Source organism: Streptomyces avidinii, from assembly GCF_045161815.1.
Taxonomy (GTDB): domain Bacteria; phylum Actinomycetota; class Actinomycetes; order Streptomycetales; family Streptomycetaceae; genus Streptomyces; species Streptomyces avidinii.
In genome coordinates this window covers 5802380-5819216 of the sequence record NZ_CP108863.1, presented here as the reverse complement: position 1 = coordinate 5819216, position 16837 = coordinate 5802380, and the positions used below count along the sequence as shown (strand labels likewise).

The window sequence follows — 16837 nt, the reverse complement described above, 5'->3', positions numbered from 1 at the left end:
AGGGAGCCGCCCTGCGCCCCCGCACGACCACCCCGCCGAAGCCCCGCAGGGCCCGTCACGGCCGGTCGAGCCGCAGCCGCTCCGCCTTCGGCAGGCCCGCGACCACCAGGTCGTACGAGTCCTCCACCAGCTCCCGCACCAGCCGGTCCGGCAGGCCGCCCGGCCCGCCCACCGTCACCGTGTTCCAGTGCCGCTTGTTCATGTGGTAGCCCGGCACGATCGCCTCGTGCTCCTCGCGCAGCCGCACCGCCAGCTCCGGGTCGCACTTGAGGTTGACCTTCAGCGGCTCCGCGTCCAGCGCCGACAGCGCGAACACCTTGCCCAGTACCTTGAACACCGAGGTCTCCGGCGTGAAGGGGAACTCCTCCACCGCCGCGTTGAAGCCCAGACAGAACGCGCGCAGCTGCTCCGGGGTCATTCCCCCTCCTCCCCCGCGGACTCCGCCGCGGCCACCGGCTCCACCAGCACCGTCACGATCTTGTTCCGCCGTCCCGCCGGGGACTCGGCCGTCAGCAGCAGCGGACGGCCGTCCGGCAGTTCCACCACCGCCGAGGCACCGGCGATCGGCACCCGGCCCAGCGCCTTGGCCAGCAGTCCGCCGACCGTCTCCACGTCCTCGTCGTCGAAGGCCTCGACCTTGAACAGCTCACCGAGGTCGGTGATGTCCAGCCGCGCCGTGACCCGGTAGCGGTCCTCGCCCAGGTCCTCGACCGGCGGGATCTCCCGGTCGTACTCGTCGGTGATCTCGCCGACGATCTCTTCCAGGATGTCCTCGATGGTGACGATGCCGGCCGTGCCGCCGTACTCGTCGATGACGACGGCCACGTGGTTGCGCACCTGCTGCATCTCGCGCAGCAGATCGCCCGCGTTCTTGGTGTCCGGCACGAAGACCGCCGACCGCATCGCCGTCGACACCAGGTCCGCCTCCGCCTCCCGGCTGATGTGCGTCTTGCGGACCAGGTCCTTCAGGTAGACGATCCCGACTATGTCGTCCTCGTTCTCCCCGGTCACCGGGATGCGCGAGAAGCCGGACCGCAGCGCGAGCGTGGTCGCCTGACGGACCGTCTTGTACCGCTCGATGCAGACCAGGTCGGTGCGCGGCACCATCACCTCGCGCACCAGCGTGTCGCCGAGCTCGAAGACCTGGTGCACCATGCGGCGTTCGTCGTCCTCGATCAGCGATTCCCGCTCCGCGAGGTCCACCATCGCGCGCAGCTCGGCCTCGGAGGCGAACGGCCCCTTGCGGAAGCCCTTGCCGGGCGTGAGCGCGTTGCCGATGAGGATCAGCAGCTGCGGGATCGGCCCCATGATCCTGGCCAGCGGTACGAGCACGTACGCGGCCGCCGTCGCCGTGTTCAGCGGGTGCTGGCGGCCGATCGTACGGGGGGACACTCCCACGGCGACGAAGGAGACGAGCACCATGACGGCGATGGCCACGAGCAGCGCGGTCCAGTTCTCGCCGAACTCGTCGAGGCAGACGTAGGTGACGAGCACCCCGGCGGCCATCTCGCAGGTGACCCGGACCAGCAGGGCCACATTGAGGTAGCGGGTGGGGTCACCGGCGACCTGGGCGAGCTTCTCGCTGCCGCGCCGGCCCTCCCGTACGGCCTGCTCGGCCCGGAAGCCGGAAATGCGGGCGAGACCGGACTCGGCGCACGCCGCGAACCAGGCCACCACCACCAGCAGGACGGCTCCGGTGATCAGTTGCGGCGCGTTCACGAGACGGTCGGAGCCGGGGACGGTCCCGTCATACCGCGCTCGCCGCGCCAGCCGTCGACGATGGCCGCCTGGAGACCGAACATCTCGGCCTTCTCGTCCGGCTCCTCGTGGTCGTAGCCGAGCAGGTGCAGCACTCCGTGGACGGTCAGGAGCTGGAGCTCCTCGTCCATGGAGTGCTCCGTCGGGGCTTCCTCGCCCTGCCTCTTGGCGACCTCGGGGCAGAGCACGATGTCACCGAGGAGCCCCTGCGGGGGCTCCTCGTCGTCCTTGGTCGGCGGACGGAGCTCGTCCATCGGGAAGGACATGACGTCGGTCGGACCGGGCAGATCCATCCACTGGATGTGGAGCTGCTCCATGGCGTCCTCGTCGATGACGATGACGGAGAGCTCGGAGAGCGGGTGGATCCGCATCCGGGTGAGCGCGTAGCGGGCGATGTCGAGGATCGCCTGCTCGTCGACCTCGGTTCCGGACTCGTTGTTGACGTCGATCGACATGGTGCGCTGGGTTCTACTTCCGTGGATGGCCGTTCGCGGCCTGCTGGCTGTCGTCGTACTTCTCGTACGCGTCGACGATACGGCCGACCAGCTTATGACGGACGACATCCTCGGACGTGAGCCGCGAGAAGTGGATGTCCGGGAGCCCTTCGAGGATCTCCTGGACCTGACGCAGACCACTCTTGGCGCCACCCGGCAGGTCGATCTGCGTGACGTCACCGGTGACGACGATCTTCGAGTCGAAGCCGAGCCGGGTCAGGAACATCTTCATCTGCTCGGCGGTCGTGTTCTGCGCCTCGTCGAGGACGACGAACGCATCATTGAGGGTGTTGTGCGTCAGCAGGTAGTCCTGCGTCACGTACAGCGAGTCCTCGGCTGCCACCTGGATGCACACCGCTTCCTCGCGGCCCGCGGGCTCGATGGAGTCGATGAAGCGCATCGGGCGCCCTCCTCCGCCGGCCGCGTGGTACGCGTCCCGCTTGCGAGCGAGGCGGAAGGGCTCGATGTCCTCGGGGAGCCGGATGTCGACGACGTGCGCATCCCGCCGGTGGGCGGCCAGGGCAGTGCCCTGCTTGCGGCCCTCTGCGGTGCGGCGCCGGGTGTGGGCGACACCGCCGAGGGACTGTACGAGGGCGATCACATCGTCGCGCAGGACGATCGACGTCGTGGAGTACTGGATGCGGCAGGTACGGTCTCGCTGAGCGACCGGGCCTCCGTCGGAGTCGAGCAGGCCTTGGAGTACCGCGAGGCGGACCTCTGCCGTGTTGAACAGGTAAACGTCCGGCACGAACTTGGAGTGCGAGCGACTGCCGAGCAGATCGAGCTCGCGCATCACCCGGGTGACGGGGTTCTCCAGAGTGACCACGTCACCGGGCGACTTCACCCTGTTCAGAACGTAGTCGGGCCCGCCCTTGTGTCGTGCGGCGACTCCAGGAAGCGCCGTTTCCAGGGCGCGGACGAGCTCCTCGTCCTCTGTGGCGAAGGACGGCGTGGTGGAGCCGGTGAGGCACCCGTCGCCGAGCAGCAGACCCAGCGCGTACGGGTCCATCGGGACCTCGCGCTCCGGGAAGGCGACCGGAGCGGTGAGCATCGGCAGCTCGTAGCGGCGGGCATGGGCCGCACGGAGGTTGCCGATCATGTCCTTGGTCTCCAGGACCCGCCACGGCTTGTCGCGGCGCTTGTCGTCGCGCGTCCTGACAGTCCACAGGTGCTCGCCGCAGCACAGGGTCCAGGACCCGTCCTGGGCCGTGAGACGGTAGATGTCCTTCTCGCCCTGCGGGTACACACCGAGGACCGGGGTCGGCTCGCCGTTCGATCCGACGACCAGGTCACCCACCTGGAGGTCCCCGATGGGGCGCCAGCCGTCCGGCGTCAGAACCTTCGTGAAGACGGGCATCGCGCGCCCCCTCATGTATGCGAGGGGCGCGACCTCGATGGTCCCGGCGGCCATCAGCCGCGGGATCGAGTCGGGGTCGAGCATGTCGTGCAGCGCGTCGTAGAGCGGGCGCAGGTACGGGTCGATCTTGTCGAAGAGGGTGCCCGGCAGGAAGCCGAGCCGCTCCCCCGCCTCGACGGCGGGCCGGGTCAGGATGATCCGGCTGACCTGCTTGGACTGGAGGGCCTGCACGGCCTTGGCCATGGCGAGGTAGGTCTTGCCGGTACCGGCGGGGCCGATGCCGAAGACGATCGTGTTCTTGTCGATCGCGTCGACGTACCGCTTCTGGTTCAGGGTCTTGGGGCGGATGGTGCGGCCGCGGCTGGAGAGGATGTTCTGGGTGAGCACCTCGGCCGGTGTCTCGGCGGGCCCGTTGCCATTGCCGTTGCCGCTCGCCTTGAGCATGGCGATCGAGCGTTCCACTGCGTCCTCCGTCATCGGCTGCCCGGTGCGGAGCACCAGCATCATCTCGTCGAAAAGTCGCTGGATCAGGGCGACTTCCGCCGCTTCGCCGATCGCGCTGACCTGATTGCCCCGAACATGGATGTCGGCCTTCGGGAAGGCCTTCTCGATCACGCGCAACAGGGCGTCACCCGAGCCGAGCACGGTCACCATCGGGTGCGTGGCCGGAACGGTGAAGTGGGCTCGCGCCTGCCCCGGCGCAGGGATGTGGGCTGTGGGTGTCTGAGTCATGGGCCGGCACTGTGGCCTGCACATACCTCCCGCTGAGGGGCCGCGCCGATCGACGACCTCCGGATTACCAAGCGTACGTCTCCGGCGCGGCTTCCCCGAGGGGTTTTCCCCGGCCCTTGACCCGGCCGACCGCGGGCCCCGCCGTGAGCGGGGACGCAGCCGCCCGGGCCTGTCGCCCGGCCCCTGCGCCGCCCCCTACGGATCCTGCCGGGCCCGGGCGGCAGCGGCTACGCGGAGTGCCGGAAGCCGATCGTCGGTACGGCCCTGCGCCGGGCCGCCGGGGCCCCGCCCGAGGGGATCAGGTCGTCGAGGAAGCCGTACCGGCCGCGCAGCTCCTGCGGGGCCGCCTGCCACCAGTGGGCCACCTCCGGCCAGCCCGGGGCCGACAGGGAGCCGCCGAACTCCTGGACCGACAGGGCCGCCGTCAGGCCGGCGAAGGCGAGCCGGTCCGCGAGCGGCCAGCCCGCCAGCGTGCCGGTCACGAAGCCCGCCACGTAGACGTCGCCCGCACCGGTCGGGTCCAGCTCGTCCACCGTGATCCCGGGGACGTGCGCCGTCTCCCCGGTGCGCCCGTCCACCGCGTACGAGCCCTCCGCGCCCATCGTCACCACCGCGATCGGCACCTTCTCGGCCAGCGCCCGGGCCGCGGCTCTCGGACAGTCGGTCCGGGTGTACCGCATCGCCTCGCCCGCGTTCGGCAGGAAGGCCTCGCAGTGCTCCAGGTCGGCCAGGGCTCCCAGGTCCCAGCGGCCGCTCTCGTCCCATCCGACGTCGGCGAAGATCCGCGAGCCGCGCCGGGCGGCCTCGCCGATCCACTCCTCGCCGCGGCCGGGCCCGAGCGAGGCCACTGCCGCACGGGCCAGCGGCGGGCACTGCGGGAAGGGGCCGGGGCCCGCGGGCAAAGGGGCCTCGTGGCCGTGCGAGACCATCGTGCGCTCGCCCTCGTAGGCCATCGACACGGTGACGGGGCTGTGCCAGCCGGGGATGGTGTGCGACATGGACAGGTCGATGCCCTCGCCCTGCTCCAGGGCGTCCCAGCAGTACTCGCCGTAGTGGTCGTCCCCGAAGGCGGCGGCCAGCGAGGTGCGCAGACCGAGCCGGGCCAGGGCGGTGGCCATGTTGGCGACGCCGCCGGGGCTGGAGCCCATGCCGCGCGCCCAGGACTCCGTACCGCGCACCGGGGCCGAGTCGAGGCCGGTGAAGATGATGTCGAGGAAGACCGTTCCGGTCAGGAAGACGTCGCAGCCCGGTTCCTGCGGGTCACGCAGCGGACCGAGCGGGTCCACTGCTGCTGCGCGGATTTCGTAGTCCCGACCGGTCACGGCGATCTCCCCGTTGTTTCTCGAAGGCCCGTTTCTGCATGACGTTTTCCAGTGGAAAGCTGCCAGCCCTGCCCGCCCCGGGCAGGACCAAACCCAGTGTGGCGCAGATCACCCTCGGATGGCCCCTCGTCACTCGGACCACTCGGCAAACCGCAGGCCGGGACGGGGGCCCCGGCCCCGGTCCCGGTCCCGGTCCCGGCCGGGTCCCGGGCCGCCGTCAGCCCCGCTTGGGCAGGGGCACCCGCATCAGGTCGGCGGCCACCGTGAGCTCGCCCTCGAAGCCGGCCGCGCGCGCCTGGCGCTCGAACTCGGCGGGGTCGGTGTAGCGCTGCGAGAAGTGCGTCAGCACGAGGTGCCGTACGCCCGCGTCCCGCGCCACGCGCGCCGCCTGGCCGGCGGTGAGGTGTCCGTGGTCGGTGGCCAGCCGTTCGTCCTCGTCGAGGAAGGTCGACTCGATGACCAGCATGTCGCAGCCCTCGGCGAGGGCGTCCACGCCGGGGCACAGCCGGGTGTCCATGACGAAGGCGAACCGCTGCCCGGGCCTGGGCTCGCTCACCTCGTCCAGGGTGACCGCGCCGAGCCTGCCCTCGCGCTGGATCCGGCCCACGTCCGGCCCCTTGATCCCGTGCCGGGCGAGCAGCTCGGGCACCATGCGGCGCCCGTCGGGCTCGGTGATCCGGTAGCCGAAGGACTCGACGGGGTGCGAGAGCAGCCGGGCCTCGAGGGTGTACGAGGGCCCGTCTGCCAGCGTGCCGTCCGCGGCCACCGGTTCCTCGCGGAGCGGGACGGTCTCGCGGTAGGCCGTGGCGTACCGCAGCCGGTCGAAGAACTTCTGCCCCGAGGCCGGGTAGTGCGCGGTGACGGGGTGCGGGACCTGGTCGAGGTTGATCCGCTGGATCACCCCGGCGAGGCCGAGGCTGTGGTCACCGTGGAAGTGGGTGACGCAGATCCGGTTGATGTCGTGCGCGGCCACCCCGGCACGCAGCATCTGGCGCTGGGTGCCCTCGCCCGGGTCGAAGAGGATCCCCTCGCCGTCCCAGCGCAGCAGGTAGCCGTTGTGGTTGCGGTGGCGGGTGGGCACCTGGCTGGCGGTGCCCAGCACCACGAACTCTCGTACGGACACGTGCTATCCGGGGGGCCACTGGAGGCCGCGGCCGCCGAGGACGTGCGCGTGGGCGTGGAAGACGGTCTGACCGGCGCCGGAGCCGGTGTTGAAGACGACCCGGTAGCCGTGGTCGACGATCTTCTCGTCGAGGGCGACCTGGCCCGCCTCACGCAGTATGTCGGCGGCGACGGTCGGCTCGGCGGCGGCCAGCGAGGCCCCGTCGGCGTAGTGCACCTTCGGGATCACGAGCACGTGCGTGGGCGCCTGCGGGTTGATGTCCCGGAAGGCGACCGTGGTCTCGGTCTCCCTGACCACGGTCGCGGGGATGCTCCCCGCGACGATCTTGCAGAACAGGCAGTCTGCCTGCGGTTCCCCGGCCATTGCTGAGCCTCCCGTGACGTTGATCGGTCCGGGCATCGTATCCAGCCCGGTGCCCGCCGCGGGCGGGCATTTCGGCCCGCCGGCCCGGGTCCGGAGCCCGTCGGGGCCGGGCACGGCCGGACGGGCCGTCCGGAAACGGGCAGGGCCGGACCGGGCACGGCTGGACCGGGCACGGCCGGACCGGGAGGCGGAGCGGACCGTCAGGACCGGCCGGCCGTCAGGACCACGTCACGACCAGCGGCCCGTGCGGGCCAGCAGGACCGCGGTCGCCGCCGTCCCGGCCGTGGAGGTCCGCAGGACGGAACGGCCCAGGCGGTAGGGGTGGGCCCCCGCCTCGGCGAAGACCGCCAGCTCCTCCGGGGAGACGCCCCCCTCCGGGCCGACCACCAGGACGACGGAGCCCGAGGCGGGCAGCTCGGCCGTGGCCAGGGCCCCGGAGGGGGTGTCGCGGTCCTCGTGCAGGACCATCGCCAGGTCGGCGCCGGCCAGCAGGGCCGCCACCTGCTTGGTGGACATGGCCTCGGCCACCTCCGGGAAGCGCACCCGGCGGGACTGCTTGCCCGCCTCCCGGGCCGTGGCCCGCCACTTGGCCAGGGACTTGGCGCCGCGGTCCCCGCGCCACTGCGTGATGCAGCGGGAGGCCTGCCAGGGCACGATCGCGTCCACGCCGGTCTCGGTCATCGTCTCGACGGCCAGCTCGCCCCGGTCGCCCTTGGGAAGGGCCTGGACCACCGTGATCCGGACCGGCGGCTGCTCCTCCTGCCCGGCCGAGGAGACCGCCACGACGAGCCGGTCCTTGCCCTCGGCGGCCTTGACGACCGCCTCCGCCCAGCCGCCCCGGCCGTCCGTGAGGACCACGGCCTCGCCCGGGTTCAGCCGCTTCACGGACACGGCGTGCCGGCCCTCCGGGCCGTCCAGGACGAACTCCGCCCCCGCGGGGACCTCTTCCACCACGAACACCGGGGCGGTCATGACGCACTCCTCATCTGCATTGCCTTCAACGTGCTCTGCGCCTCGGCCAGTTCGGCCGCCAGCACCTCCACCAGCTCCCCCGCCGGGAGCGGTCGCGCCAGCCGGTGGCCCTGGCCCGCCCACAGGGCCATGCCCTGCGGGTCCCCGGCCGCCGCGGCGGCCTTGCGCAGCCCCGAGGTCAGGTGGTGGACCTGCGGGTACGCCGCCGGGGCGTACGGCCCGTGCTCGCGCATGAAGCGGTTCACCAGCCCCCGCGCCGGCCGCCCGGAGAAGGCCCGGGTGAGCTCGGTGCGGGAGAACAGCGGGTCCGTCAGCGCCTTCTTGTGCACCGGGTCCGCCCCGGACTCCGGGCAGGCCAGGAAGGCCGTCCCGAGCTGCGCCGCCTCCGCGCCGGCCGCCAGCAGGGCCGCGATCTGCGAGCCGCGCATGAGACCGCCCGCCGCGATGATCGGGAGGGCCACGGCCTCGCGTACCTGGGCCACCAGCGCGAGGAGGCCCACGGCCGCCGTGCCGTCGATGTGCGGGTCGTCCCGGTGGGTGCCCTGGTGGCCGCCGGCCTCGGTGCCCTGGACGCAGACCGCGTCGGCGCCCGCGTGCTGGGCGCTGCGGGCCTCCTCGACGGAGGTCACCGTGACGACGGTGTACGTACCGGCCTTGCGCAGGGCGGCGAGGGCCGCGGAAGCGGGACAGCCGAAGGTGAACGAGACCACGGGGACCGGGTCTTCGAGGAGGATGGCGAGCTTGGCGTCGTAGCCGTCGTCGCTGGTGCCGAACACCTCCTCGTCGGCGAGCGAGATCTCGTACCAGCTCGCCTCACCGGCCAGCTGCCCCCGGTAGGTCTCCACGGCGGCCGGATCGACGTAACCGGTCTGCGGCATGAAGAGGTTGACGCCGAAACGGCGCCGGGTGAGCGCGCGCACCTGCTTGATCTCGTGGTACATCCCGTCGGCGGTCTTGTAGCCGCCGGCCAGGAACCCCAGTCCGCCCGCCTCGCACACGGCGGCGGCGAGCGGGGGGCAGGAGGCGCCGCCCGCCATGGGAGCCTGCACGATCGGGTACGGGGAGAGACCGTTCGGTGCCGAGGACATGGACTGCATCGTGCCACGTCCCGCGCACGGGGCCGAATCATGGCATTCGCCTGGCATAGTCCCCTTCCCGGCCCGCCTCCGGCCCCCGGCCCGGCAAATGCGACGAGCCCGGCCGGGGAATCCCCGGCCGGGCTCGTGACGGTGGTGCGCGGTCGGTCAGCGACCGTTGAACGCGTCCTTCAGACGGCTGAACAGCCCCTGCTGACCCGGCGCGAACTGGCCCATCGGCCGCTCCTCGCCGCGCAGCTTCGCGAGCTGGCGGAGCAGGTCCTCCTGCTGCGCGTCCAGCTTGCCCGGGGTGGTGACCTCGACGTGGACGATCAGGTCGCCGCGTCCGCCACCGCGCAGGTGGGTGACACCGCGGCCGTGCAGCGGGATCGCCTGGCCGGACCCGGTGCCGGGCCGGATGTCGATCTCCTCCAGCCCGTCGAGCGTCTCCAGCGGGCATTTGGTGCCCAGTGCGGCCGCCGTCATCGGGATGGTCACCGTGCAGTGCAGGTCGTCTCCGCGCCGCTGGAAGGTCGCGTGCGCCAGCTCGTGGATCTCCACGTACAGGTCACCGGCGGGGCCGCCGCCGGGGCCGACCTCGCCCTCGCCCGCGAGCTGGATCCTGGTGCCGTTCTCGACACCGGCCGGGATCTTGACCGTGAGGCTGCGGCGGGAGCGGACCCGGCCGTCGCCCGCGCACTCGTGGCACGGGGTCGGGACCACGGTGCCGAAGCCCTGGCACTGCGGGCAGGGGCGCGAGGTCATGACCTGGCCCAGGAAGGACCGGGTGACCTGCGAGACCTCACCGCGGCCACGGCACATGTCACACGTCTGCGCCGAGGTGCCGGGAGCGGCACCCTCACCGGAGCAGGTGTTGCAGACCACGGCCGTGTCGACCTGGATGTCCTTGGTGGTCCCGAAGGCCGCCTCGTCCAGCTCCAGGTCCAGGCGGATCATGGCGTCCTGGCCGCGGCGGGTCCGCGAGCGCGGGCCGCGCTGCGAGGCCTGGCCGAAGAAGGCGTCCATGATGTCGGAGAAGTTGCCGAAGCCACCCGCTCCGAAGCCGCCCGCTCCGCCGCCGCCCCCCGAGGAGGACAGCGGGTCGCCGCCGAGGTCGTAGACCTGCTTCTTCTGCGGGTCCGACAGCACCTCGTAGGCCGCGTTGATCTCCTTGAAGCGCTCCTGCGTCTTCGGATCCGGATTCACATCCGGGTGGAGTTCACGCGCGAGGCGCCGGAAGGCCTTCTTGATCTCGTCCTGCGATGCGTCGCGGCGCACGCCGAGAACGGCGTAGTAGTCCGTGGCCACTTACGACTCCGCCAGGATCTGTCCGACGTAACGTGCCACTGCGCGTACCGCTCCCATCGTTCCGGGGTAGTCCATGCGGGTCGGTCCGACCACGCCGAGTTTGGCGACTGTTTCGCCGCCCGAACCGTAACCGACCGAGACGACCGACGTGGAGTTCAGTCCCTCGTAGGCGTTCTCGTGCCCGATCCGTACGGCCATTCCCGACTCGTTGACCTCGCCCAGCAGCTTGAGGAGCACGACCTGCTCCTCCAGCGCTTCGAGCACCGGCCTGATCGTCAGGGGAAAATCATGTCCGAAGCGGGTGAGATTGGCGGTACCGCCGATCATCAGCCGCTCCTCGGCCTCCTCGACCAGGGTTTCGAGGAGGGTCGCGAGCACCGTGGAGACCGTGCCGCGGTCCTCGGCCTCGAAGGATTCGGGGAGGTCCTGGACGAGCGGGGGCACATCGGTGAAGCGCCGCCCGACCACCCGGCTGTTGAGCCGGGCCCGCAGGTCCGCGAGAGAGGTCTCGCCGAAGGGGCTCGGGCAGTCGATGAGCCGCTGCTCGACGCGTCCGGTGTCCGTGATCAGTACGAGCATCAGGCGCGCGGGAGCCAGCGAGAGCAGCTCCACGTGCCGGACGGTCGACCGGGTCAGGCTCGGGTACTGGACGACCGCGACCTGCCGGGTGAGCTGCGCGAGCAGCCGCACCGTGCGGCCGACCACGTCGTCGAGGTCGACGGCGCCGTCGAGGAAGTTCTGGATGGCCCGGCGCTCGGGCGACGACAGCGGCTTGACCCCCGCCAGCTTGTCGACGAAGAGGCGGTAGCCCTTGTCGGTGGGGATCCGGCCGGCGCTGGTGTGGGGCTGGGCGATGTAGCCCTCCTCCTCCAGCACGGCCATGTCGTTGCGCACGGTGGCGGGCGAGACGCCGAGCCGGTGCCGCTCGGTGAGCGCCTTGGAGCCGACGGGCTCCTCCGTCCCGACATAGTCCTGGACGATGGCGCGCAGCACTTCGAGTCTGCGTTCGCTGAGCATCGCGCACACCTCCAGCTGTGGTCCGTTGCCGTGTTCTGCCGTGTTCGTTGGCACTCTGATCGTTCGAGTGCCAGAGAGCCCCCGCTCAGTGTACGGCCGGGCGGTAAGCCCCTGGCAAGGGAGGCCCGCCAGGGTAGCGTCGCCGCATGGACGTGCGTTGGGAAGACTCCGGCTGGGAACGGCTGACCGGACGGGCCGGCCGGCGGCGGCTGCCGGTGTGGGACTGCACCGTGGGGCTGGTGGTGGGCGAGGATTCGGTCCTCCTGATCGACCCCGGGTCGTGTCTGCGCGAGGGCGCGCAGGTGCGTGCCGAGGCGGAGCGGCTGACGGGCCGGCGCGTGACCCATATCGCATTCACGCACGGTCATTTCGATCACGTGCTGGGCGGGGCCGCCTTCTCGGGGGCCGAGGTGTTCGGGGCGGTCGGGCTGGCCTCGCTGCTGTCGACGGGACGCGAGGAGCTGCGCGGGGACGCGGTCCGGCAGGGGCTCGCGGAGGCGGAAGCGGCGGAGGCGGTGGACCTGCTGGTGCTGCCCCGGCACGAGGTGTCGGGCGAGTGGACGCTGGAACTGGGCGGCGTGCAGGTACTGCTGGCCAATGTGGGACCCGGGCACACCGGGCACGACCTGGCCGTTTTCGTGCCGGGCGAGCGCGAGGTGGTCTTCTGCGGGGATCTGGTCGAGGAGTCGGGCGAGCCCCAGGCCGGCTCGGACGCCACCCCCGGGCAGTGGCCCGCCGCCCTGGACCGGATGCTGTCACTGGGCGGGGACGACGCACTGTACGTACCCGGTCACGGAGCGGTGGTCGGGGCGGAGTTCGTCCGTGCGCAACGCGCCACACTGGCGGCCCGTATCGGCGTGTCGAAGGCGTGACGCGCGCGGCTCTCCTACTGTCGGCCGGATGCGCGAGTACTCCCCCGACCTGACCCCGCAGTGGAAGCGACCCAAGGCCGTGCCGGAGGTGGCGGCGGACCGGGACCTCGTGGTCGAGGTCGCCGGTACAGACTTCTGCGGCGCGGTGGTGGCCTGCGAGGCGGGCACGGTGACGCTGGAGGACCGCTTCGGCAAGCGGCGGGTGTTCCCGATGGAGCCGCGCGGGTTCCTGCTGGACGGCGAGGTGGTCACCCTGGTCCGGCCAGCGCGCGGGCCCTCGGGGCCGCGGCTGACGGCCTCGGGCTCGCTGGCCGTCCCCGGGGCGCGGGCGCGGGTGGCGCGGGCGGGCCGGATCTACGTCGAGGGCCGGCACGACGCGGAGCTGGTGGAGCGGGTCTGGGGGGACGACCTGCGGATCGAGGGCGTGGTCGTCGAGTACCTGGAGGGCATCGACGACCTCCCGGCCGTCGTCGCCGAGTTCGACCCGGCCGCGGACGCCCGCCTCGGCATCCTGGTCGACCACCTCGTCCCGGGCTCGAAGGAGTCCCGCATCGCGGCGTCGGTGACCTCCCCGCACGTCCTGATCGTGGGCCACCCGTACGTGGACGTCTGGCAGGCGGTGAAACCGTCCGCGCTGGGCATCCCCGCGTGGCCGGTGATCCCGCCCGGCCAGGACTGGAAGACGGGCGTCTGCCGGGCCCTGGGCTGGCCGGAGAACACCGGCGCCGCCTGGCAGCACATCCTGTCCCGGGTCACCTCGTACCGCGACCTGGAACCCGCCCTCCTGGGCTCGGTGGAACACCTCATCGACCACGTCACGGCCTGACCGACGCCCGGCCGACCCTTCAGCCCCGCCGGCCACCCCAGCCCCCGTCCGCACCCCCAGCCGGGCCGGCACCCCCCAGCCCCGCCGGCGCTTGAGGCGATCCTTCAGCCCCGCCGGCGTTTGAGGCGCGGGGGTCCGGGGGCAGCGCCCCCGGCAACGGCGCCGCGGCCCGGTCAGTCCACCAGGTCCCGCACCACCGCATCGGCCAGCAACCGCCCCCGCAGGGTCAGCACGGCCCGCCCGGCCTCGTACGGCCCCGGCTCCAGCAGTCCGTCCGCCAGCGCCCGCCGCGACGCCGCGAGCCCCTCCACGGCCAGCAGGGACAGCGGCACGCCGTCCACCAGCCGCAGCTCCAGCAGGATCCGCTCCACCCGCCGGTCCTCCGCCGACAGGAGCTCCCGTCCCGCCCCGGGCGAGCGCCCCTCGGCCAGCGCCGCGGCGTAGGCGCCCGGGTGCTTCACGTTCCACCACCGCACCCCGCCCACGTGCGAGTGCGCACCCGGACCCGCGCCCCACCAGTCGGCGCCGCGCCAGTACAGCTCGTTGTGCAGGCAGCGGCCGGCCTCCGAAGTGGCCCAGTTGGAGACCTCGTACCAGGAGTAGCCGGCCTCGGCCATCACCGAGTCCGCGATCAGGTACCGGTCGGCGTGGACGTCGTCGTCCGTCATCGGGACCTCGCCGCGGCGGATCCGCCGCGCCAGCTGCGTGCCCTCCTCGACGATCAGCGCGTAGGCGCTGATGTGGTCCGGCCCGGCGCCGAGCGCCGCCGCGAGCGTGGCGCGCCAGTCCTCGTCCGACTCCCCCGGGGTCCCGTAGATCAGGTCCAGGTTGACGTGCTCGAAGCCCGCCGCCCGCGCCTCCGCGACACACGCCTCGGGCCGCCCCGGCGTGTGGGTACGGTCCAGCACCTTCAGGACGTGCTGCTTGGCGCTCTGCATGCCGAAGGAGACCCGGTTGAAGCCCCCGGCGCGCAGCTCGGCCAGGTACTTCGGATCCACCGAATCCGGATTGGCCTCCGTGGTGATCTCGGCGTCCTCGGCGAGGCCGAATTCGTCCCGGATCGCCGCGAGCATGCGTACGAGGTCGGCGGCGGGCAGCAGCGTGGGAGTGCCGCCTCCGACGAAGACGGTCCGGACCTGCCGCGGGTCGTCGCCGAGCACCTTCCGCGCGAGCCTGACCTCGTCGATCAGGGTGTCGGCGTAGTTCTCCCGGGAGGCGAGCACACCGCCGGTTCCCCGCAGCTCGGTGGCCGTGTAGGTGTTGAAGTCGCAGTAACCGCAGCGCGTGGCGCAGTAGGGGACGTGCAGGTAGAAACCGAGCGGCCGCTCCCCCGCGCCCGCCAGGGCATGCGACGGCAGCGCGCCGTCTTCGGGCATGGGTTCACCGTCGGGGAGTGCGGAAGGCATGCCCCCATCATCCCGCACCCCGCACATGGTCAGCCCCGCCCGGCACCACTCCGGCCCGCCGGCGTTCGAGGCGCGGGGTCCGGGGCGGAGCCCTGGGAAACGGACCCGTAGGGAAGCACGAACCGGCAGCCCCCTCCCCCGGGCCCGCCAGGGAGCGGCGGGGGCCCCGGCAGGGCGGGCCACCGCCCCGCCCCGCCGGGCCCGCGGCAGGCGCTACGCCTCGCGGGACCCCTCGTACATCTCCTCGATCAGGTGCTTGAACTCACGCTCGACCACCGGCCGCTTCAGCTTCAGGCTGGGCGTGAGGTCGCCGTGCTCGACGTCGAGGTCGCGCGGCAGCAGCCGGAACTTCTTGACCGTCTGCCAGCGCTGCAGTCCCTCGTTGAGGGTCTGTACGTAGGTCTCGATCAGGCGGTTGGTCTCCGGCGCCGCCAGGACCTGTCCGTACGTCTTGCCCTCCAGCCCGTTGTCGGCCGCCCAGGTCAGGATGGACGGCTCGTCGAGGGCGATCAGGGCGGAGCAGAAGTTACGGTCGGCGCCGTGCACGACGATCGTGGACACGTACGGGCAGATCGCCTTGAACTGGCCCTCGATCTCCGCCGGGGCGACGTACTTGCCGCCCGAGGTCTTGATCAGGTCCTTCTTGCGGTCGGTGATGCGCAGGTAGCCGTCGGCCGACAGCTCGCCGATGTCGCCCGTGTGCAGCCAGCCGTCGGACTCCAGTACCTCGGCGGTCTTGTCGGGCTGCCCGTGGTAGCCCTGCATGATGCCGGGGCCGCGCAGCATGACCTCGCCGTCGTCGGCGATGCGTACCTCGGTGCCGGGGAGCGGCTTGCCGACCGTGCCGGTGCGGTAGGCCTCGCCCGGGTTGACGAAGGAGGCCGCGCTGGACTCGGTCAGGCCGTAGCCCTCCAGGATGTGCACGCCCGCACCCGAGAAGAAGAAGCCGATCTCGGGGGCCAGTGCGGAGGCGCCGGAGACGGCGGCGCGCAGCTTGCCGCCGAAGGCCTCGCGGAGCTTGGAGTAGACGAGCGCGTCGGCGATCTTGTGCTTGGTGGTCAGGCCGAACGGGGCGGTCGCCTGGCCGGTGCGGCGGAAGTTGTCCTGCGTGACCTTGGCGTACTCGCGGGCGACGCCCGCCGACCACTGGAAGATCTTGTACTTGGCGCCGCCGGCGGCCCGGGCCTTGGCGGCCACGCCGTTGTAGACCTTCTCGAAGATGCGCGGGACGGCCGCCATGTAGGTGGGCTGCACGACCGGCAGGTTCTCGATGATCTTGTCGATCCGGCCGTCGACGGCGGTCACGTGGCCGGCCTCGATCTGCCCGGAGGTCAGCACCTTGCCGAAGACGTGGGCCAGCGGCAGCCACAGGTACTGGACGTCGTCCTTGCCGATCAGGCCGGTGGCCGTCATGGCCTTGGCCAGGTACGACCAGTTGTCGTGGGGCAGCCGGACGCCCTTGGGACGGCCGGTCGTGCCGGAGGTGTAGATGAGGGTGGCGAGCTGGTCCGAGGTGATGGACGCGATCCGCTCGTCGACCGCCTCGGGGTGCTTGGCGAGGTACTCCTTGCCGCGGGCCTCCAGCTCGGCGAGGGAGAGCACCCAGCCCTCGGGGTCGCCCTCGGCCGCGACCGCGTCGGTGGCGTCCAGGACCACGACGTGTGCGAGATTCGGCAGGTCGGCGCGGCGCTCGCGCGCCTTCGCCAGCTGCTTCGCGTTCTCGGCGATGAGCACCCGGCTCTCGGAGTCCGAGAGGATGAAGGCCGACTCGTCGGCGTTGGTGCTGGGGTAGATCGTGGTGACCGCGCCACCGGCGCACATCACGCCGAGGTCGGAGAGGATCCAGTCGACCCGGGTTTCGGAGGCGAGCGCGACGCGCTGCTCCGTCTCCAGGCCGAGGGAGATCAGCCCGGCCGCGATGGCGAATACCCGCTCGGCCGCCTGGCCCCAGCTGAGTGATTTCCAGTCGTCCGGGCCGCCCCGGCCGCCGGCCGCGGGCACCGGGTACCGGTAGGCCTCGTCGTTCGGCGTCGCGGCGACGCGCTCAAGGAAGAGCACCGCCACGGTGGGCGGGCGGTTCTCGAGATAGGTCTGTGTGTCGCTCACGACATCCTCCGGACCGTTCCACGCGGCAGTGCGTGGGCGTGGGGCGCTGGGGGCGCTTGGGACTGGCGGGTTTGCAGCCGTTGACTTTTTAAACTGGCGAGTAAC

The 16837-nt window shown here is 71.9% G+C and carries 15 protein-coding genes; 2 read left to right on the top strand and 13 right to left on the bottom strand.

Going from position 1 to position 16837, the window contains the following annotated elements; translation table 11 throughout:
- Nucleotides 1-55: 55 nt before the first annotated feature.
- From OG373_RS26090 to hrcA, 11 genes are all read right to left on the bottom strand, one after another.
- Nucleotides 56-418, bottom strand: coding sequence for an MmcQ/YjbR family DNA-binding protein (locus OG373_RS26090; RefSeq protein ID WP_405440672.1), 363 nt, complete (start codon nt 416-418; stop codon nt 56-58).
- Nucleotides 415-1719 carry a hemolysin family protein gene (locus OG373_RS26085; protein WP_397728815.1) on the bottom strand — a complete coding sequence of 435 codons (1305 nt, stop codon included), beginning with the start codon at nt 1717-1719 and terminating at the stop codon, nt 415-417. Before OG373_RS26085 ends, OG373_RS26090 begins: the two co-directional genes overlap by 4 nt.
- On the bottom strand, nt 1716-2213 hold the full coding sequence (gene ybeY / locus OG373_RS26080) for an rRNA maturation RNase YbeY (RefSeq protein ID WP_405440671.1): 498 nt from the start codon (nt 2211-2213) through the stop codon (nt 1716-1718). Before ybeY ends, OG373_RS26085 begins: the two co-directional genes overlap by 4 nt.
- 13 nt (nt 2214-2226) lie before the next feature.
- Nucleotides 2227-4341: a PhoH family protein gene (locus OG373_RS26075; RefSeq protein ID WP_405440670.1), complete on the bottom strand. Its 2115-nt coding sequence runs from the start codon at nt 4339-4341 to the stop codon at nt 2227-2229.
- A gap of 227 nt (nt 4342-4568) precedes the next feature.
- A complete protein-coding gene (locus tag OG373_RS26070) occupies nt 4569-5663 on the bottom strand; it encodes a carbohydrate kinase family protein (RefSeq protein ID WP_405440669.1) in 1095 nt (364 codons plus the stop codon).
- Nucleotides 5664-5880: 217 nt separating this feature from the next.
- Complete coding sequence (locus tag OG373_RS26065; protein ID WP_405440668.1) at nt 5881-6786, bottom strand: ribonuclease Z; 906 nt, start codon at nt 6784-6786, stop codon at nt 5881-5883.
- A 3-nt stretch (nt 6787-6789) separates the two neighbouring features.
- Complete coding sequence (locus OG373_RS26060; protein WP_405440667.1) at nt 6790-7149, bottom strand: histidine triad nucleotide-binding protein; 360 nt, start codon at nt 7147-7149, stop codon at nt 6790-6792.
- A 228-nt stretch (nt 7150-7377) separates the two neighbouring features.
- Nucleotides 7378-8121: a 16S rRNA (uracil(1498)-N(3))-methyltransferase gene (locus OG373_RS26055; protein WP_405440666.1), complete on the bottom strand. Its 744-nt coding sequence runs from the start codon at nt 8119-8121 to the stop codon at nt 7378-7380.
- Nucleotides 8118-9209: a nitronate monooxygenase gene (locus tag OG373_RS26050; RefSeq protein WP_405440665.1), complete on the bottom strand. Its 1092-nt coding sequence runs from the start codon at nt 9207-9209 to the stop codon at nt 8118-8120. Before OG373_RS26050 ends, OG373_RS26055 begins: the two co-directional genes overlap by 4 nt.
- Nucleotides 9210-9365: 156 nt before the next feature.
- A complete protein-coding gene (gene dnaJ / locus OG373_RS26045; protein ID WP_398666824.1) occupies nt 9366-10505 on the bottom strand; it encodes a molecular chaperone DnaJ in 1140 nt (379 codons plus the stop codon).
- Nucleotides 10506-11522, bottom strand: coding sequence for a heat-inducible transcriptional repressor HrcA (gene hrcA / locus OG373_RS26040; protein ID WP_405440664.1), 1017 nt, complete (start codon nt 11520-11522; stop codon nt 10506-10508). It lies immediately after the preceding gene.
- 146 nt (nt 11523-11668) lie between these two features.
- Between hrcA and OG373_RS26035 the strand changes: the two genes are divergently transcribed.
- Together OG373_RS26035 and OG373_RS26030 are read left to right on the top strand one after the other, a co-directional pair.
- Nucleotides 11669-12394, top strand: coding sequence for an MBL fold metallo-hydrolase (locus OG373_RS26035; RefSeq protein WP_405440663.1), 726 nt, complete (start codon nt 11669-11671; stop codon nt 12392-12394).
- 28 nt (nt 12395-12422) lie between these two features.
- Nucleotides 12423-13220 carry a DUF3097 domain-containing protein gene (locus OG373_RS26030; protein ID WP_405440661.1) on the top strand — a complete coding sequence of 266 codons (798 nt, stop codon included), beginning with the start codon at nt 12423-12425 and terminating at the stop codon, nt 13218-13220.
- 173 nt (nt 13221-13393) lie between these two features.
- On the opposite strand, the gene hemW is transcribed toward OG373_RS26030, so the two are convergent.
- Nucleotides 13394-14626: a radical SAM family heme chaperone HemW gene (gene hemW / locus OG373_RS26025; protein WP_405440660.1), complete on the bottom strand. Its 1233-nt coding sequence runs from the start codon at nt 14624-14626 to the stop codon at nt 13394-13396.
- A 213-nt stretch (nt 14627-14839) separates the two neighbouring features.
- The gene (locus tag OG373_RS26020) at nt 14840-16732 is read right to left on the bottom strand and encodes an AMP-dependent synthetase/ligase (RefSeq protein ID WP_405440659.1); all 1893 of its coding nucleotides are present in this window, start codon (nt 16730-16732) and stop codon (nt 14840-14842) included.
- Nucleotides 16733-16837: the final 105 nt, after the last annotated feature.